The sequence below is a fragment of the Pseudomonas spelaei genome (assembly GCF_009724245.1).
GTDB classification, from domain to species: Bacteria; Pseudomonadota; Gammaproteobacteria; order Pseudomonadales; family Pseudomonadaceae; genus Aquipseudomonas; species Aquipseudomonas spelaei.
In genome coordinates this window covers 32,599-48,826 of sequence record NZ_WNNK01000029.1, presented here as the reverse complement: position 1 = coordinate 48,826, position 16,228 = coordinate 32,599, and the positions used below count along the sequence as shown (strand labels likewise).

The window sequence follows — 16,228 nt, the reverse complement described above, 5'->3', positions numbered from 1 at the left end:
GCTCATCCGGAGCGGGCGCCTGGAGACTTTCGTATGTCATCTTGCGCACCGAACGCTGTCCTCTCGGTCAGTGGTATCGGCAAGACCTATGCCCAGCCGGTTCTGTCCGACATCACCCTGACGCTCAATCGCGGGGAAGTGTTGGCGCTCACCGGTGAGAACGGCGCAGGGAAAAGCACGCTGTCGAAGATCATCGGCGGCCTGGTCACACCGACCACCGGGCAGATGCAGTTCAATGGTCAGGCCTATATGCCGGGCAGTCGGACCCAGGCTGAGGAGCAGGGCGTGCGCATGGTTATGCAGGAGCTCAACCTGCTGCCGACCTTGACCGTCGCGGAGAATCTGTTCCTGCACAACCTGCCCAGCCGTGGCGGCTGGATCAGTCGCAAGCAACTGCGCAAGGCCGCTATTGAGGCCATGGCTCAGGTCGGCCTGGATGCCATCGACCCGGACACGCTGGTCGGCAGCCTGGGCATCGGCCATCAACAAATGGTCGAGATTGCCCGCAACCTGATTGGCGACTGCCATGTGCTGATTCTCGACGAACCCACGGCGATGCTGACTGCCCGTGAAGTCGAGATGTTGTTTGAGCAGATCACCCGCCTGCAGGCTCGGGGCGTGGCGATTATCTATATTTCCCACCGGCTGGAAGAGCTGGCCCGTGTCGCCCAACGCATTGCTGTATTGCGTGACGGTAACCTGGTCTGTGTCGAGCCGATGGCCAATTACAACAGTGAGCAGTTGGTCACGCTGATGGTTGGCCGTGAACTGGGCGAAAAAATTGACCTCGGGCCGCGCACCATCGGCGCGCCGCTGTTGACGGTAAAAGGCCTGACTCGCTCGGACAAGGTTCGCGATGTGTCCTTTGAAGTGCGTGCCGGCGAAATTTACGGCATTTCTGGCCTGATCGGTGCCGGCCGTACCGAGTTGCTACGGCTGATCTTCGGTGCTGACCTGGCCGACAGCGGCACCGTGGCCCTGGGCTCGCCGGCCCAGGTGGTGAGCATTCGTTCGCCGGTCGATGCGGTCGGTCACGGCATCGCCCTGATCACCGAAGACCGCAAGGGCGAAGGCCTGCTGCTGACCCAATCGATCAGCGCCAATATCGCCTTGGGCAACATGCCGAAGGTTTCCAGCGCTGGCCTGGTGAACGGTCGCGATGAAACCGCCTTGGCCAAGCGCCAGGTCGACGCCATGAGTATCCGCAGTTCCAGTCCGTCACAGTTGGTGTCCGAGTTGTCGGGCGGCAACCAGCAGAAAGTGGTGATTGGCCGTTGGCTGGAACGTGATTGCGCGGTGATGCTGTTCGATGAGCCGACCCGCGGCATCGACGTCGGCGCCAAGTTCGATATATACGCGTTGCTGGGTGATTTGACCCGTCAAGGCAAAGCGCTGGTGGTGGTATCCAGCGACCTGCGTGAGTTGATGCTGATCTGCGACCGGATCGGCGTGTTGTCCGCCGGGCGCCTGATCGAGACCTTCGAGCGCGACAGCTGGACCCAGGACGAATTGCTCGCCGCCGCGTTTGCCGGCTATCAGAAACGTGATGCGTTGCTCAATGAAGCGGCGCCTAGGAATACCCCATGAAAACTGCACCTTCCGCCGCGAAACGTAGCGGCAACTTCTACGGCCTGGGTACTTACCTGGGCTTGGCCGGCGCCTTGCTGGCGATGATTGCGTTGTTCTCGTTCCTGAGTGACCACTTCCTGTCCTATGACACCTTCAGCACCCTGGCCAACCAGATTCCAGACCTGATGGTGCTGGCGGTGGGCATGACCTTTGTCCTGATCATCGGCGGCATCGACTTGTCTGTGGGTTCGGTTCTCGCCCTGGCGGCATCCGCCGTCAGCGTGGCGATCCTCGGCTGGGGCTGGAGCGTATTGCCGGCCGCGCTGTTGGGCATGGGTTGTGCGGCGCTGGCCGGGACCATCACCGGCTCCATCACTGTGGCTTGGCGTATCCCATCGTTTATCGTCTCCCTCGGTGTGCTGGAAATGGCTCGCGGTGTCGCGTATCAGATGACCGGCTCGCGTACCGCGTATATCGGTGACTCTTTTGCCTGGCTGTCCAACCCGGTGGCCTTCGGCATTTCGCCCTCGTTCATCATTGCGTTGGCGGTGATCATCGTTGCCCAGCTCGTGCTGACTCGTACCGTGTTCGGTCGCTACCTGATCGGGATCGGTACCAACGAAGAGGCGGTGCGTCTGGCGGGGATTAATCCCAAGCCCTACAAAGTGTTGGTGTTCAGCCTGATGGGGCTGCTGGCCGGTGTTGCGGCGCTGTTCCAGATTTCCCGTCTTGAAGCCGCCGATCCAAATGCCGGTTCCGGCCTGGAACTGCAAGTGATCGCAGCAGTGGTGATTGGCGGTACCAGCCTGATGGGCGGCCGTGGCTCGGTGATCAGTACCTTCTTCGGCGTATTGATCATCTCGGTACTGGCGGCAGGGCTTGCGCAGATTGGCGCGACTGAGCCGACCAAGCGCATTATTACCGGTGCAGTGATCGTGATCGCGGTGGTGCTGGATACTTATCGCAGCCAGCGCGCCAGCCGGCGGGCCTGAACCATGGCAACCATCAAGGATGTGGCGGCGCTCGCGGGGATTTCCTACACCACCGTGTCCCACGTGGTGAACAAGACCCGCCCGGTCAGCGAGCCAGTGCGGATCAAGGTCGAAGCGGCCATCAAGCAGCTCGACTACGTCCCCAGCGCGGTTGCCCGTTCGCTGAAGGCCAAGACCACCGCCACCATCGGCTTGCTGGTGCCCAACAGCCTCAACCCGTATTTCGCAGAGTTGGCGCGGGGTATCGAGGATTACTGCGAGCGTAACGGCTATTGCGTGATCCTCTGCAACTCCGACGATAACGCCGAAAAGCAGCGCAATTATTTAAGGGTGCTACTGGAGAAGCGTATCGATGGTTTGATCGTGACCTCGGTAGGCGGTGATGACAGCGGACTGGCCACCGGCCTGAAAGCCGTGCGCACGCCCATGGTCATCGTCGACCGGGCGCTGGATGGCATTGATGTCGACCTGGTGCGTATCGATCACGAGCACGGCGCCTACCTGGCGACCCGGCATTTGCTGGAGTTGGGCCATCGTGATATCGCCTGCATTGGTGGGCCAAGCCATACCCGAGTGGCGCAAATGCGTCTGGCAGGGTATCGCCGCGCCCTGAATGAGGCCAAGGTCCAAGTGCCTGCGAGCCGCACATTGGAAAGCGACTTCACCAGCACCGGTGGCTACACAGCAGCGGCACAATTGCTGGCGGGTAATCCCCCCAGTGCGATTTTTGCCGGTAACGACATGATCGGCTTCGGCGTCTTGCGGGCCGCTGCCGAGCGCAATATCCGCGTCCCCGGCGAGTTGTCGGTGATTGGTTTTGATGACATTCAAATGAGCCGTTACGTCTACCCGGCATTGACCACAGTGGGCCAGTCGATCCTGCAACTGGGGGAGATGGCGGCGGAGCTTTTACTGAGACGGATTGCGACACCCCAATTGCCGATCGATCAACGCATCGTGACGCCGAGCATTGTTTTGCGTGAGTCGACAGCGCCGTTGGCCGGTGTCTTCGCCCAATACCGCTGAACCGAATTGATGAGTACTGATGTATGCCAGCAAAAGTAGTGGTAGTAGGCAGTCTGAACATGGACCTGGTTACCCGGGCCAGTCGGCTGCCCCGTGGCGGTGAAACCCTGATGGGCCAATCCTTTTCCACGGTTCCGGGCGGCAAGGGTGCCAACCAGGCAGTCGCGTCGGCACGCTTGGGTGCAAGCGTTTCCATGGTCGGTTGCGTTGGCTCCGATGCCTACGGCGTCCAGCTGCGGGAGGCCTTGCTGGTGGAGGGCATTGATTGCCAGGCCGTCAGTGAGGTGGAGGGTTCCAGCGGCGTGGCGCTGATTGTGGTGGATGACAGCAGCCAGAATGCGATTGTGATCGTCGCCGGCAGCAATGGCCAACTGACGCCAGCTTCATTGCAGGCGTTCGATAGCGTGTTGCAGGCCGGTGACGTGATTATCTGCCAGCTCGAAGTGCCGATGGACACCGTTGGCCACACCCTCAAGCGTGGTCGCGAACTGGGCAAGACGGTGATCCTCAATCCAGCGCCTGCCAGCGGTCCGCTGCCCCCAGAGTGGTATACCTCGATTGATTACCTGATTCCCAATGAAAGCGAGGCTTCGGCCTTGAGTGGCGTGGTGGTCGACTCTCTCGATACAGCCAAGATTGCCGCCACACGCCTGATCAAGGCCGGTGCGGGCAAAGTGATTATTACCCTCGGTGCCGAAGGCGCGTTGTTCGCGGACGGGCAGGGCTTCGAGCACCTCGTGGCGCCCAAGGTCAAGGCTGTGGACACCACGGCTGCCGGTGACACCTTCGTCGGGGGTTTTGCGGCGGCGCTGGCCAACGGTAAAAGCGAAGCCGAGGCCATCCGTTTTGGCCAGGTTGCCGCGGCGCTGTCGGTGACCCGTGCTGGCGCGCAACCCTCCATTCCCACGTTGCATGACGTTCAAGGTTTTGTGCCCTCATGAAAAAGACGCCCTTGCTCAATATTGCCCTGTCGCGGCTGATCGCTTCCCTTGGTCATGGGGACATTCTGGTGATCGGTGATGCCGGTCTTCCAGTGCCGCCGGGCGTCGAATTGATCGACCTGGCGCTGACAAAGGGCATTCCCGACTTCATCAGCACCCTGCGTATCGTGCTCAGTGAAATGCAGGTGGAAAGTCACGTGCTGGCCGAAGAAATCCTGCTCAAGCAACCGCCGGCACTGGTCGATCTGGATGCGCTGAATAAGCAGGCGGCCCTCGGCGAGCGTCGCTTGCTCAGCCATGAAGCATTCAAGCAGCTCAGTGGCAAGGCCCGGGCTGTGGTGCGTACGGGCGAGTGCCAGCCCTACTGCAATATCGCGCTGGTCTCCGGCGTAACCTTCTAGAATTCCCCAAAGACAAGGAGTGCGTCATGCAACGTGGTACCCCAACCCTGCGACAACTGTTTCGGAGTGTGCTGCTTTTGTCCGTCCTAACTGCTGCAAGCGCCCAGGCGGCGGAAAAAATCGACCTGATCATCGATACCGATCCAGGTGCTGACGACGTGGTTGCCCTGCTGTTTGCCATGGCGTCCCCTGAGGAATTGAACATTCGAGCGCTGACCACGGTTGCCGGCAACGTGCGCCTGGACAAGACCTCCCGCAACGCGCGCCTGGCGCGCGAGTGGGCAGGGCGCCCGGAGATCCCGGTGTATGCCGGTGCTCCGAAGCCGATGTTGCGCACCCCGATCTACGCCGAGAACATTCATGGCAAGGAAGGTATTTCCGGTGTCACCGTACATGAGCCCAAAGAAGGTCTGGCCGAGGGCAATGCGGTTGATTACCTGATCAAAACCCTGAGCACTGCCAAGCCCCACAGCATTACCATCGCCATGCTCGGTCCGCAGACCAACCTGGCCCTGGCACTCACCCAGGCACCTGAAATCACCCAAGGCATCAAGGAAGTGGTGGTGATGGGCGGCGCGCACTTCAACGGCGGTAACATTACGCCGGTAGCCGAGTTCAACCTGTTCGCCGATCCGATTGCGGCCGAAGTTGTGCTCAAGAGTGGTGTCAAGCTGACCTATCTGCCCCTGGACGTGACTCACAAGGTTCTGACCAGTGAAGCGCGGCTGAAGAAGATCGCGGCATTGAACAACAATGCGAGCAAGGTGGTTGGCGATATTCTCAACGAATACGTCAAAGGCGACATGGAGCACTACGGCATTCCAGGTGGCCCGGTACACGACGCTACCGTTATCGCTTACCTGCTCAAGCCGGCGCTGTTCAGCGGGCGTGAAGTCAATGTGGTGGTGGACAGCCGTGAAGGCCCGACCTTTGGCCAGACTATCGTCGATTGGTACGACGGTTTGAAACAACCCAAGAACGCATTCTGGGTTGAAAACGGCGATGCCCAAGGCTTCTTCGACCTGTTGACCGAGCGCCTTGCACGTCTGAAGTAAAACGCTTGTCGGTCGGCGTTCGCCGGCCGGGTCTTACTCACGCTCGGGGTCTTGTGCCCCCATGTGATCGGCCGGGTATTTTTCGAATACCTGGCCGATGAAAGCTTGCGCCGCCTGGGTTCCCAGCTCCTTGACCAGCAGGTCTATGCCAATGATTGCCAGCTCTTCAGGAGTGCCAGGGCTGTAGGAACCTTGCCCTTGGGGCCACTTGGCTTTGATGTCGGCATGGATGCTTACGATGGTCATGGATATCTCGCCAGTCTGGGTTGGGCAACGTCTAGCCTGGCGAGTTAACCATTTTGCACGGTGTTTGGCACTGCTACTTAGGCATGACGGGAGGGCTGTGCGACACTGTTGGCCTGTTTAATTGCCAGGACAAGCCGCGTGCAGATCGATTTGAACAACCCCGAGAGCCTGACACTGGACGCTGTTCGTCAGATGCTTGCGTCGGCCAGCGACAACGCTCACACCCAACTGCGGGTCACCAAAGACGGCATTGCCTACATCTCTTCGGGCGTCGTGGGAGGGGTTGATATCGAGGGGCTGCTGTTTCGCCTGGAGACCTGGGCGGCCGGTTCCGGTTATGTCGGTAACGTGGCAGCCAGCGATGAAGTGTGGGTCATGCAGATTTTCAATGCGCTGAAGCAGAACTGGCCAAAGCCGCCGTTTGACTACATCGATATCTACTGACGCCTGTTCATATCTGGTGACGATTGATTCGCAAAGACCTGACGCCGAGTCAGGCAGACTTGTCGCGGCTTGGTTACATTTCTGAAACCTATCCTCGAAATTGCTGTCGCACGCACTCTGTCCATTTTTCTCAAAGGAGGCTTCATGCCTTGGAAGCTCGCATCATTCGGTACCTTGTTCGCTGCGCTCGTTTTGACGGGCTGCAGCACTCCAGGTACCTCTGGGCCGGCCAAAGATGCCGCCGTGGCCGATTCAGGTCATAGCCGCTGTGAGGCGAAGGCTGCCGAGTTCACGATCGGCCAGAAAGCCTCACCCCAATTGCTGGAGCAGGCTCGCACTCGCGCCGGTGCGCAGAACGCACGGATTCTCAAGCCCAACGACATGATCACCCTGGAATACCGTTCCGATCGCCTGAACCTCAACGCTGACGACAACCTGGTGATCACCCGCGTCAACTGTGGCTGATTGCCTACCGCTTTTGCAGCGCCCATAAAAAACCCCGTCACATGGACGGGGTTTTTTAGATCAGCGCAGAAATTACTCTGGGCGAACCTGTGCAGCTTGCATACCCTTTTGGCCTTTCTCAGCCACGAAGGAAACGGTTTGGCCTTCTTTCAGGCTTTTGAAACCGTCGCTTTCGATAGCTTTGAAGTGTACGAACAGGTCGTCACCGCCACCTTGAGGAGTGATGAAGCCGAAGCCTTTTTCATCGTTGAACCATTTAACGGTGCCGGTTTGGCGATTAGACATGGTGTATCTCCAAGAAACATATATTTTCAGTAGTACTGTGCTGCTCAGGCCAACTGGGCACACCGGGGTATCATAGTCGAAATGTTCGGCTTGGGAGCCCCCCCAAGGCATTGTTTGCTAATCAATCGCGTTGTGTTTCGTGCCTTGTGTGGCTGAAAGCCCCGATTTACGGGGCTTTTGAGCGAAATATCAGCTGTTAAAAAAAGCCGTAAAAGCTGTGTAAATTGTGAGAAATGGCAGTTTTTCAGCTGGTTTATTACGCCAAACTGGCCTCTGGCCATGACCTCAGTACTTATTTAACGACTTTGCAGGACTGGATAGCGCTTTGCGCTTTTGCGAGCAGAGCGTTGTCAGGTGGGGTGTTTCTGTCCATCAGCTTGCTGAGCTCTTCTTTGCTGAAGTTCTTTTCAAGCGCATTTGCGCCGCACTCACAATGGGCTTTGGCCTGTGCTGGATTAACATTGGGGTTCTGCATGGCGCCTTTCTGGCAATCCTGCTGGAAAGAGCTTTTCCCGCCTTCCGGCCAAGCGGCCTGTACGCTCAGTGGCAGCAGTAGGGCAAATGGGGCGGCGAGAGCCAATAAATGTTTAAGACGCATAAGGAGATGCTCCCTGGAGGTCGTGGGTGGAATGACGATTCTCTGTGTCTTTGAGGCCCTGCGTACAGCCCAAGTTCACTTGTGGGCTTAAATTCCCGGAATTTGCTTTTCACCGAGGCGTCGCCGACGCGATGACCGTTCATCTGTGCTAGCATCCCTCTCTTGGCTATTTTTCGGCGTGCCATATTGCCGCCGTGCCAGGGTCTTTTGTTTAACTCCAGTCACTCTGGTTCGATTATCGGTTGGCCGCAAGGCTCCTGCCGCTGTAAGGCAGGCGTTCATCACTGAACGGCCTGGTGTTGGATCTTGTACTGGCTCATCCCAACCCACGTGACCTTTGGTAGGGGTCACCACTAGGAGAGGAGGCGCCATGCCAACTATTACTCTTCCCGACGGCAGTCAACGTTCATTCGATCATCCGGTTTCCGTAGCCGAGGTCGCCGCATCCATTGGTGCAGGCCTGGCCAAGGCCACCGTGGCCGGCAAGGTCGACGGCAAGCTGGTTGACGCCAGCGACCTGATCACCTCTGATGCCAGCCTGCAAATCATTACGCCCAAGGATCAAGAGGGGCTGGAGATCATTCGCCACTCTTGCGCGCACCTGATTGGCCACGCGGTCAAGCAGCTGTACCCGACGGCGAAGATGGTCATCGGCCCGGTCATCGATGAAGGCTTCTATTACGACATCGCCTATGAGCGTCCCTTCACTCCGGACGACCTGGCGGCCATCGAACAGCGCATGCACGCGCTGATCGAGAAAGATTACGACGTCATCAAGAAAGTCACTCCGCGTGCCGAAGTGATCGACGTGTTCAGCGCCCGTGGCGAAGACTACAAGCTGCGCCTGGTGGAAGACATGCCGGACGAGCAGGCCATGGGCCTGTACTACCACGAAGAATACGTCGACATGTGCCGTGGCCCGCACGTGCCGAATACGCGCTTCCTCAAGTCGTTCAAGCTGACCAAGCTGTCCGGTGCCTACTGGCGCGGTGATGCGAAGAATGAACAACTGCAGCGGATCTACGGTACTGCCTGGGCTGACAAGAAGCAGCTGGCGGCCTATATCCAGCGCATCGAAGAAGCCGAAAAACGCGACCACCGCAAGATCGGCAAGCGCCTGAACCTGTTCCATCTCCAGGAAGAAGCGCCGGGCATGGTGTTCTGGCACCCGAACGGCTGGACCCTGTATCAGGTGCTCGAGCAGTACATGCGCAAGGTTCAGCGCGACAACGGTTACCTGGAGATCAAGACTCCCCAGGTCGTTGACCGCAGCCTGTGGGAGAAATCCGGGCACTGGGCCAACTACGCCGACAACATGTTCACCACCCAGTCGGAAAACCGCGACTACGCCATCAAGCCAATGAACTGCCCGTGCCACGTGCAGGTTTTCAACCAAGGCCTGAAGAGCTACCGCGAGCTGCCGCTGCGTCTGGCCGAATTCGGTGCCTGCCACCGTAACGAGCCATCGGGTGCGTTGCACGGCATCATGCGCGTGCGTGGCTTTACTCAGGACGACGCCCACATCTTCTGCACCGAAGAGCAGATGCAGGCTGAATCCGCAGCGTTTATCAAGCTGACCATGGACGTCTACCGCGATTTCGGCTTTACCGAAGTCGAAATGAAGCTGTCCACTCGTCCGGAAAAACGCGTCGGTTCCGACGAGCTGTGGGATCGCGCCGAATCTGCACTGGCCGCCGCCCTTGATAGTGCGGGCCTTGCGTACGATTTGCAGCCGGGTGAGGGGGCGTTCTACGGTCCGAAGATCGAGTTCTCGCTGAAAGATTGTCTTGGCCGTGTCTGGCAATGTGGTACTTTGCAGCTCGATTTTAACCTGCCGATCCGTTTGGGAGCCGAATACGTCTCCGAAGACAACAGTCGCAAGCACCCGGTTATGTTGCACCGGGCGATCCTTGGATCCTTCGAACGATTTGTCGGGATCCTGATCGAGCACTACGAGGGTGCGTTCCCTGCGTGGCTGGCTCCGACCCAGGCAGTGATCATGAATATCACTGATAAACAGGCAGATTTTGCCGCTGAAGTTGAAAAAATTCTCAATGAAAGCGGATTTCGTGCCAAGTCTGACTTGAGAAATGAAAAGATCGGCTTTAAAATCCGCGAGCATACTTTGCTCAAGGTTCCCTATCTTTTGGTTATCGGAGATCGGGAAGTCGAGATGCAGACTGTCGCTGTGCGTACTCGTGAAGGTGCTGACCTGGGCTCGATGCCCGTCGCCCAGTTCGCTGAGTTCCTCGCGCAAGCGGTTTCCCGGCGTGGTCGCCCAGATTCGGAGTAATTATTATTAAGCGTGAAATGAGACAAGATAAACGAGCTGCACCGAAAGCCCCGATCAACGAGAATATCTCGGCACGCGAGGTTCGGTTAATTGGCGCTGACGGCGAGCAGATTGGCATCGTCTCGATTGATGAAGCGCTTCGTATTGCTGAAGAGTCCAAATTGGACCTGGTGGAAATCTCCGCCGACGCAATCCCACCCGTTTGCCGGGTGATGGACTACGGCAAGTCGATCTTCGAGAAGAAGAAGCAGATTGCCGCAGCGAAGAAGAACCAGAAGCAGATTCAAGTAAAAGAAATCAAGTTTCGTCCAGGGACGGAGGAAGGGGATTACCAGGTAAAACTGCGCAACCTGGTACGTTTCCTGAGTGATGGGGACAGGGCCAAGGTATCCTTGCGATTCCGCGGCCGTGAGATGGCCCACCAGGAGCTGGGGATGGAACTCCTCAAGCGGGTTGAAGCTGACCTGCTCGAGTACGGTTCGGTCGAACAGCATCCTAAGATGGAAGGACGCCAGCTTATTATGGTCATCGCCCCGAAAAAGAAGAAGTAATCAATAGGGCACGGCAGGCCTTCTGATTATGTTTATCAACTGAATGCGGAGTACCGAACATGCCAAAGATGAAGACTAAAAGTGGTGCTGCTAAGCGGTTTCTGAAAACTGCTAACGGTATCAAGCACAAGCACGCTTTCAAGAGCCACATCCTGACTAAAATGTCGACCAAGCGTAAGCGTCAACTGCGCGGTAGCAGCTTGCTGCATCCGTCTGACGTGGCAAAAGTCGAGCGCATGCTGCGCCTTCGTTAATTTTAGTTAAGAATAGAGGAAGTAACTCATGGCTCGTGTAAAGCGTGGCGTCATGGCGCGTAAGCGCCACAAAAAAATTCTGAAACTTGCTAAAGGCTACTACGGCGCGCGTTCACGCGTATTCCGTGTTGCCAAGCAAGCGGTTATCAAGGCTGGCCAATACGCCTACCGTGACCGTCGTCAGAAAAAACGTCAGTTCCGCGCTCTGTGGATCGCTCGTATCAACGCTGGTGCTCGTGTTAACGGTCTGTCCTACAGCCGTTTCATCGCTGGCCTGAAAAAAGCGTCCATCGAGATCGACCGTAAGGTTCTGGCTGATCTGGCAGTGAACGAAAAAGCGGCGTTTGCTGCGATTGTCGAGAAAGCTAAAGCCACCTTGGCTTAAGTACCCCCGACAGTCACCCTGGGCCGCTTCCGTGGCCCAAGGTGTTAAACGTCTTAAATAGGGGAAGAGCCTTCAAGCTCTTCCCCTATTTTGTATCTGGAGTCTGTACATGGAAAACCTGGATGCGCTGGTCTCTCAAGCACTAGAGGCTGTGCAAAGCGCAGAAGATATCAATGCCCTGGAGCAAATCCGGGTTCACTACCTTGGCAAAAAGGGTGAATTGACTCAGGTGATGAAGACCCTGGGGAATTTGCCGGCAGAAGAGCGTCCGCAAGTCGGTGCGCTGATCAACGTTGCCAAGGAGCGTGTCACAGAGGTTCTCAATGCGCGCAAGGCATTGTTCGAGGAGGCCGATCTTGCGGCCAAGCTCGCTGCCGAGTCCATTGACGTGACCCTGCCTGGCCGCGGCCAGACCTCAGGCGGTCTGCATCCGGTTACCCGGACTCTGGAACGTATCGAGCAGTTCTTCACCCATATTGGCTACGGCATCGCCGAAGGCCCTGAGGTCGAAGACGACTATCACAACTTCGAGGCGCTCAACATCCCAGGCCATCACCCGGCCCGTTCGATGCATGACACCTTCTATTTCAATGCGAACATGCTGTTGCGCACCCATACCTCGCCGGTACAGGTCCGCACCATGGAATCGCAGCAGCCGCCGATCCGCATCGTCTGCCCAGGCCGTGTGTACCGTAGCGACTCCGATATCACCCACTCGCCGATGTTCCATCAGGTTGAAGGCCTGCTGGTTGATCGCGACATCAATTTCGCCGACCTCAAAGGCACCATCGAAGAGTTCCTGCGGGTGTTCTTCGAAAAAGAACTGGCCGTGCGTTTCCGCCCTTCGTACTTCCCGTTCACCGAGCCGTCCGCTGAAGTCGACATGGAATGCGTGATGTGCAGCGGTAAAGGCTGCCGTGTCTGCAAGCAGACCGGCTGGCTGGAAGTCATGGGCTGCGGCATGGTTCACCCCAACGTGCTGCGTATGTCCGGGATCGACCCGGAAGAGTTCTCGGGCTTTGCCTTCGGCATGGGCGTTGAGCGTCTGGCCATGCTGCGTTACGGCGTGAATGACTTGCGTCTGTTCTTCGACAACGACTTGCGGTTCCTCGCGCAATTTCGCTAGTCGTAACGAATCTTTAGGAGAGCAGGATGAAATTCAGTGAACAATGGCTGCGTGGCTGGGTAAGCCCGCAGGTAAATCGCGACGAGCTGGTTGCTCGTTTGTCGATGGCCGGTCTTGAGGTCGATAGCGTTACGCCGGCCGCCGGTGTTTTCAGTGGCGTGGTGGTGGGCGAGGTGCTGAGCACCGAGCAGCACCCGGATGCCGACAAATTGCGGGTGTGCCAGGTCAGTAATGGCGCAGAAACCTTCCAGGTTGTGTGCGGAGCGCCGAACGTGCGCCCGGGCCTGAAAATTCCATTCGCCATGATCGGTGCCGAACTGCCGGGCGACTTCAAGATCAAGAAAGCCAAGCTGCGGGGCGTCGAGTCCAACGGCATGTTGTGCTCCCAAGCCGAACTGCAGATCGGTGAAGGCAACGACGGCCTCATGGAACTGCCGGCCGACGCGCCAGTGGGTCAGGACATCCGTGTCTATCTGGACCTGGAAGACGCCAGCATCGAGGTCGACCTGACCCCGAACCGCGGCGACTGCCTGTCCCTGGCCGGTTTGGCCCGTGAAGTGGGCGCGCTGTACGCCGCGACCGTCACGCGTCCGGTGGTAGCGGCAGTGGCTGCGGTCCACGACGAAGTTCGTTCGATCGAAGTGCTCGCTCCAGCTGCCTGCCCACGTTACCTGGGCCGGGTCATCCGTAATGTCGACCTGTCCAAGCCAACACCGCTGTGGATGGTTGAGCGCCTGCGCCGTGCCGAAGTGCGCAGCATCGACGCCGCGGTCGACATCACCAACTACGTGATGCTGGAGCTGGGCCAACCGCTGCACGCATTCGATCTCGCCGAAATCAACGGTGGCATCCGCGTACGCATGGCCGAGGAAGGCGAGAAGCTGGTCCTGCTGGATGGCCAGGAAGTTACCCTGCGCAGCGACACCCTGGTGATCGCCGACCACTCTCGTGCCCTGGCGATTGCCGGTGTAATGGGTGGCGAGCACAGCGGCGTATCCGCGACCACGCGTGACATATTCCTCGAAAGCGCTTTCTTCGACCAGATCGCCGTTGCTGGCAAGGCTCGTTCCTACGGCCTGCACACCGACGCCTCGCACCGCTACGAGCGTGGCGTGGATTGGAAGCTGGCCCGTGAAGCCATGGAGCGCGCCACTGGCCTGCTGCTGGAGATCACCGGTGGCGAAGCGGGCCCGATCATCGAGACCGTCAGCGAGCAGCACCTGCCGTCGATTGCCCCGATCACCCTGCGTGCCCAGCGCGTTGAGCAAATGCTCGGCCTGGTCATTGAGCCTGCTGAAATCGAGCGTCTGTTGTCGGCCCTCGGCCTGGGCATCAGCGCCGATGGGGCAGGGCAGTGGCGTGTAGAAGTGCCAAGCCATCGCTTCGACATCAGCCTGGAAGTCGACCTGATCGAAGAGCTGGCCCGCCTGTACGGCTACAACCGCCTGCCGGTTCGCTACCCGCAAGCCCGCCTGGCACCGCAGCCCAAGGCCGAAGCTCGGGCGCATCTGCCTGAACTGCGTCGCCTGCTGGTAGCCCGTGGTTATCAGGAAGCAGTGACCTACAGCTTCATCGATCCGAAGCAGTTCGAACTGTTCAACCCGGGCGTTGAGCCGCTGTTGCTGGCCAACCCGATCTCCAACGACATGGCGGCCATGCGTTCGTCCTTGTGGCCAGGTCTGGTGAAAGCACTTTCCCATAACCTGAACCGTCAGCAAGACCGTGTGCGCATGTTCGAAAGCGGCCTGCGGTTCGTTGGTCAACTGGAAGGCTTGAAGCAAGAGCCGATGCTGGCTGGCGTGGTGTGCGGTAGCCGCCTGCCTGAAGGCTGGGCGCAAGGTCGCGATGTCGTGGACTTCTTCGACGTCAAGGCTGATGTGGAAGCGGTGCTGGGCTTTGCCGGTGCACTGGATGCATTCACTTTTGCTCCGGGCAGCCACCCAGCGTTGCACCCAGGCCAGACCGCACGTATCGAGCGGGACGGTCGTCTGGTGGGCTTCGTCGGCGCCATCCACCCTGAATTGTCGAAAACCCTCGGGCTCGACCGTCCGGTCTTTGTTTTTGAGCTAGTCTTGGCTGAAGTCGCCTCGGGCAAAATGCCTAAATTCAGCGAGTTGTCGCGTTTCCCTGAAGTGCGACGTGACTTGGCCTTGATTGCAGATCGTGAGGTGGCGGCCAGTGCTGTTCTGGACGTAATCCGTGAAAATGCAGGGGAATGGCTGACGGACCTCAGGCTATTTGACGTCTATCAGGGTAAAGGCATTGATCCGCATAGAAAAAGCCTTGCAGTTGGCTTGACCTGGCAGCATCCATCGCGCACTCTTAATGACGATGAGGTGAATACTACGACGCAAAATATCCTCACCTCGCTCGAACAAAGGTTGAACGCCACGTTAAGGAAGTGACGTATGGGGGCTTTGACGAAAGCTGAGATGGCGGAACGTCTGTATGAAGAGCTGGGCCTGAACAAACGCGAGGCCAAGGAATTGGTCGAGCTGTTCTTTGAAGAAATCAGGCACGCTCTTGAAGACAACGAACAGGTCAAGTTATCCGGTTTCGGTAACTTTGACCTGCGGGACAAACGCCAGCGGCCTGGCCGCAATCCAAAAACGGGAGAAGAAATCCCGATCACGGCTCGCCGTGTGGTCACCTTTCGTCCAGGGCAGAAGTTGAAGGCCCGAGTTGAGGCTTATGCTGGAACCAAGTCATAACGACGAGCTACCCGTCATCCCAGGCAAACGCTACTTCACCATTGGTGAAGTCAGCGAGCTGTGTGCGGTAAAACCGCACGTACTGCGCTATTGGGAGCAGGAGTTTCCTCAACTCAACCCCGTCAAACGCACCGGGAACCGTCGGTATTATCAGCGCCAGGATGTGCTGATGATCCGACAGATCCGCGCGTTGCTCTACGATCAGGGGTTCACCATCAGCGGCGCGCGCCTGCGTTTGTCCGGTGATGAAGCCAAAGACGACACCACCCAATACAAGCAACTGATCCGCCAGATGATCTCCGAATTGGAAGATGTGCTGGTGGTTTTGAAGAAATAAAACCGGCTTTTAAAATACTTCCACATTTCAAAAGCTTGCGGTATATTCCTGATCGCTTCGTTACGAAGCGAACCCAGTTTCACGCCTAGTCGGGGCGTAGCGCAGTCCGGTAGCGCACTAGCATGGGGTGCTAGGGGTCGAGTGTTCGAATCACTCCGTCCCGACCATATAATTCAATGACTTAGGCCAATGTTCACAGCATTGGCCTTTTTCATGCGCGTGACTTTTGCGTGACTTCTCTTTTTTCATGCCTGCTTCCTCTTCAAGACTGTCAGCACCGGTCCTCGCGAATCGGTTGCTAATACGATGTTGGCGGCTTCAATCAGGCGCCTACCGGCTCTGCCACCGCCACAGAAGAAGTCGACAACGATCTCATCGTCCAGAGGGTTGAAGCCGAGTCCGTATTGGGTTTTGAAATCGAAGGGGTGTTTCTTCTGTTGTGCGGACATAGGGGATCCTCGCCGGTATAGTTCCGGGATCTACAGGGGAGTTGGATCAAACCTAACTCCACGTGGCCGATGAGCCGTTATCTTCAGTTCGGGATGGAAA

The 16,228-nt window shown here is 57.9% G+C and carries 20 protein-coding genes and 1 tRNA gene; 17 read left to right on the top strand and 4 right to left on the bottom strand.

Annotated features, from left to right (window positions below; all coding sequences use genetic code 11):
- The first annotated feature begins 33 nt into the window (after positions 1 to 33).
- From GNF76_RS25440 to GNF76_RS25415, 6 genes are read left to right on the top strand one after another with little or no spacing between them, the layout of a single operon-like run.
- Positions 34 to 1,587, top strand: coding sequence for a sugar ABC transporter ATP-binding protein (locus GNF76_RS25440; RefSeq protein WP_155585830.1), 1,554 nt, complete (start codon positions 34 to 36; stop codon positions 1,585 to 1,587).
- The gene (locus GNF76_RS25435; protein WP_155585829.1) at positions 1,584 to 2,561 is read left to right on the top strand and encodes an ABC transporter permease; all 978 of its coding nucleotides are present in this window, start codon (positions 1,584 to 1,586) and stop codon (positions 2,559 to 2,561) included. Before GNF76_RS25440 ends, GNF76_RS25435 begins: the two co-directional genes overlap by 4 nt.
- Positions 2,562 to 2,564: 3 nt before the next feature.
- Entirely contained in the window at positions 2,565 to 3,587 is a 1,023-nt protein-coding gene (locus GNF76_RS25430) for a LacI family DNA-binding transcriptional regulator (RefSeq protein ID WP_155585828.1), read from the top strand.
- A gap of 23 nt (positions 3,588 to 3,610) precedes the next feature.
- A complete protein-coding gene (rbsK, locus tag GNF76_RS25425; RefSeq protein ID WP_155585827.1) occupies positions 3,611 to 4,528 on the top strand; it encodes a ribokinase in 918 nt (305 codons plus the stop codon).
- Entirely contained in the window at positions 4,525 to 4,929 is a 405-nt protein-coding gene (gene rbsD, locus GNF76_RS25420) for a D-ribose pyranase (protein WP_155585826.1), read from the top strand. The genes rbsK and rbsD overlap by 4 nt, the downstream gene beginning before the upstream one ends.
- 26 nt (positions 4,930 to 4,955) lie before the next feature.
- Positions 4,956 to 5,984, top strand: coding sequence for a nucleoside hydrolase (locus GNF76_RS25415; protein WP_155585825.1), 1,029 nt, complete (start codon positions 4,956 to 4,958; stop codon positions 5,982 to 5,984).
- A gap of 33 nt (positions 5,985 to 6,017) precedes the next feature.
- Here the strand turns inward: GNF76_RS25415 and GNF76_RS25410 are convergent, their stop codons facing one another.
- The gene (locus tag GNF76_RS25410) at positions 6,018 to 6,230 is read right to left on the bottom strand and encodes a hypothetical protein (protein WP_155585824.1); all 213 of its coding nucleotides are present in this window, start codon (positions 6,228 to 6,230) and stop codon (positions 6,018 to 6,020) included.
- A gap of 138 nt (positions 6,231 to 6,368) precedes the next feature.
- On the opposite strand from GNF76_RS25410, the gene GNF76_RS25405 reads away from it, so the two are divergent.
- Entirely contained in the window at positions 6,369 to 6,674 is a 306-nt protein-coding gene (locus tag GNF76_RS25405; protein WP_178123576.1) for a hypothetical protein, read from the top strand.
- 144 nt (positions 6,675 to 6,818) lie between these two features.
- Positions 6,819 to 7,139, top strand: coding sequence for an I78 family peptidase inhibitor (locus GNF76_RS25400; RefSeq protein WP_155585823.1), 321 nt, complete (start codon positions 6,819 to 6,821; stop codon positions 7,137 to 7,139).
- A 72-nt stretch (positions 7,140 to 7,211) separates the two neighbouring features.
- Here the strand turns inward: GNF76_RS25400 and GNF76_RS25395 are convergent, their stop codons facing one another.
- The gene (locus GNF76_RS25395; protein WP_003179963.1) at positions 7,212 to 7,424 is read right to left on the bottom strand and encodes a cold-shock protein; all 213 of its coding nucleotides are present in this window, start codon (positions 7,422 to 7,424) and stop codon (positions 7,212 to 7,214) included.
- A 292-nt stretch (positions 7,425 to 7,716) separates the two neighbouring features.
- Positions 7,717 to 8,022, bottom strand: coding sequence for a hypothetical protein (locus GNF76_RS25390; protein WP_155585822.1), 306 nt, complete (start codon positions 8,020 to 8,022; stop codon positions 7,717 to 7,719).
- Between the two features lie 370 nt (positions 8,023 to 8,392).
- On the opposite strand from GNF76_RS25390, the gene thrS reads away from it, so the two are divergent.
- The 9 genes from thrS (at position 8,393) to GNF76_RS25345 (ending at position 15,846) form a co-directional block, all read left to right on the top strand.
- The gene (gene thrS, locus GNF76_RS25385) at positions 8,393 to 10,315 is read left to right on the top strand and encodes a threonine--tRNA ligase (RefSeq protein WP_155585821.1); all 1,923 of its coding nucleotides are present in this window, start codon (positions 8,393 to 8,395) and stop codon (positions 10,313 to 10,315) included.
- Positions 10,315 to 10,866, top strand: a complete 552-nt coding sequence (infC, locus tag GNF76_RS25380) for a translation initiation factor IF-3 (RefSeq protein WP_169875357.1) — start codon at positions 10,315 to 10,317, stop codon at positions 10,864 to 10,866. The genes thrS and infC overlap by 1 nt, the downstream gene beginning before the upstream one ends.
- 59 nt (positions 10,867 to 10,925) lie before the next feature.
- The gene (gene rpmI, locus GNF76_RS25375) at positions 10,926 to 11,120 is read left to right on the top strand and encodes a 50S ribosomal protein L35 (protein ID WP_002553160.1); all 195 of its coding nucleotides are present in this window, start codon (positions 10,926 to 10,928) and stop codon (positions 11,118 to 11,120) included.
- 28 nt (positions 11,121 to 11,148) lie between these two features.
- On the top strand, positions 11,149 to 11,505 hold the full coding sequence (gene rplT / locus GNF76_RS25370; RefSeq protein ID WP_003219940.1) for a 50S ribosomal protein L20: 357 nt from the start codon (positions 11,149 to 11,151) through the stop codon (positions 11,503 to 11,505).
- Between the two features lie 109 nt (positions 11,506 to 11,614).
- Positions 11,615 to 12,631 carry a phenylalanine--tRNA ligase subunit alpha gene (gene pheS, locus GNF76_RS25365; protein WP_047229332.1) on the top strand — a complete coding sequence of 339 codons (1,017 nt, stop codon included), beginning with the start codon at positions 11,615 to 11,617 and terminating at the stop codon, positions 12,629 to 12,631.
- Between the two features lie 26 nt (positions 12,632 to 12,657).
- Complete coding sequence (gene pheT, locus GNF76_RS25360; RefSeq protein ID WP_155585820.1) at positions 12,658 to 15,036, top strand: phenylalanine--tRNA ligase subunit beta; 2,379 nt, start codon at positions 12,658 to 12,660, stop codon at positions 15,034 to 15,036.
- A 3-nt stretch (positions 15,037 to 15,039) separates the two neighbouring features.
- Positions 15,040 to 15,342 (top strand): integration host factor subunit alpha, encoded by a 303-nt coding sequence (gene ihfA / locus GNF76_RS25355; protein WP_002553164.1) that lies wholly within the window; start codon positions 15,040 to 15,042, stop codon positions 15,340 to 15,342.
- Positions 15,323 to 15,679 carry a MerR family transcriptional regulator gene (locus GNF76_RS25350; RefSeq protein ID WP_093414414.1) on the top strand — a complete coding sequence of 119 codons (357 nt, stop codon included), beginning with the start codon at positions 15,323 to 15,325 and terminating at the stop codon, positions 15,677 to 15,679. Before ihfA ends, GNF76_RS25350 begins: the two co-directional genes overlap by 20 nt.
- Positions 15,680 to 15,769: 90 nt before the next feature.
- Positions 15,770 to 15,846: transfer RNA gene (locus tag GNF76_RS25345), tRNA-Pro, on the top strand.
- Between the two features lie 78 nt (positions 15,847 to 15,924).
- Here GNF76_RS25345 and GNF76_RS25340 read toward each other — a convergent pair.
- Positions 15,925 to 16,128 (bottom strand): hypothetical protein, encoded by a 204-nt coding sequence (locus GNF76_RS25340; RefSeq protein ID WP_155585819.1) that lies wholly within the window; start codon positions 16,126 to 16,128, stop codon positions 15,925 to 15,927.
- Positions 16,129 to 16,228 lie beyond the last annotated feature (100 nt).

Bases quoted from the DNA above. Each gene is read 5' to 3' on its own strand.
- GNF76_RS25390 (WP_155585822.1), bottom strand. From the start codon at position 8,022: ATGCGTCTTAAACATTTATTGGCTCTCGCCGCCCCATTTGCCCTACTG.
- GNF76_RS25410 (WP_155585824.1), bottom strand. From the start codon at position 6,230: ATGACCATCGTAAGCATCCATGCCGACATCAAAGCCAAGTGGCCCCAA.
- GNF76_RS25395 (WP_003179963.1), bottom strand. From the start codon at position 7,424: ATGTCTAATCGCCAAACCGGCACCGTTAAATGGTTCAACGATGAAAAA.
- GNF76_RS25400 (WP_155585823.1), top strand. From the start codon at position 6,819: ATGCCTTGGAAGCTCGCATCATTCGGTACCTTGTTCGCTGCGCTCGTT.
- rbsD (WP_155585826.1), top strand. From the start codon at position 4,525: ATGAAAAAGACGCCCTTGCTCAATATTGCCCTGTCGCGGCTGATCGCT.
- ihfA (WP_002553164.1), top strand. From the start codon at position 15,040: ATGGGGGCTTTGACGAAAGCTGAGATGGCGGAACGTCTGTATGAAGAG.
- GNF76_RS25440 (WP_155585830.1), top strand. From the start codon at position 34: ATGTCATCTTGCGCACCGAACGCTGTCCTCTCGGTCAGTGGTATCGGC.
- rpmI (WP_002553160.1), top strand. From the start codon at position 10,926: ATGCCAAAGATGAAGACTAAAAGTGGTGCTGCTAAGCGGTTTCTGAAA.
- GNF76_RS25340 (WP_155585819.1), bottom strand. From the start codon at position 16,128: ATGTCCGCACAACAGAAGAAACACCCCTTCGATTTCAAAACCCAATAC.
- GNF76_RS25415 (WP_155585825.1), top strand. From the start codon at position 4,956: ATGCAACGTGGTACCCCAACCCTGCGACAACTGTTTCGGAGTGTGCTG.
- thrS (WP_155585821.1), top strand. From the start codon at position 8,393: ATGCCAACTATTACTCTTCCCGACGGCAGTCAACGTTCATTCGATCAT.
- GNF76_RS25430 (WP_155585828.1), top strand. From the start codon at position 2,565: ATGGCAACCATCAAGGATGTGGCGGCGCTCGCGGGGATTTCCTACACC.
- pheT (WP_155585820.1), top strand. From the start codon at position 12,658: ATGAAATTCAGTGAACAATGGCTGCGTGGCTGGGTAAGCCCGCAGGTA.
- pheS (WP_047229332.1), top strand. From the start codon at position 11,615: ATGGAAAACCTGGATGCGCTGGTCTCTCAAGCACTAGAGGCTGTGCAA.
- rplT (WP_003219940.1), top strand. From the start codon at position 11,149: ATGGCTCGTGTAAAGCGTGGCGTCATGGCGCGTAAGCGCCACAAAAAA.
- GNF76_RS25435 (WP_155585829.1), top strand. From the start codon at position 1,584: ATGAAAACTGCACCTTCCGCCGCGAAACGTAGCGGCAACTTCTACGGC.
- rbsK (WP_155585827.1), top strand. From the start codon at position 3,611: ATGCCAGCAAAAGTAGTGGTAGTAGGCAGTCTGAACATGGACCTGGTT.
- GNF76_RS25350 (WP_093414414.1), top strand. From the start codon at position 15,323: ATGCTGGAACCAAGTCATAACGACGAGCTACCCGTCATCCCAGGCAAA.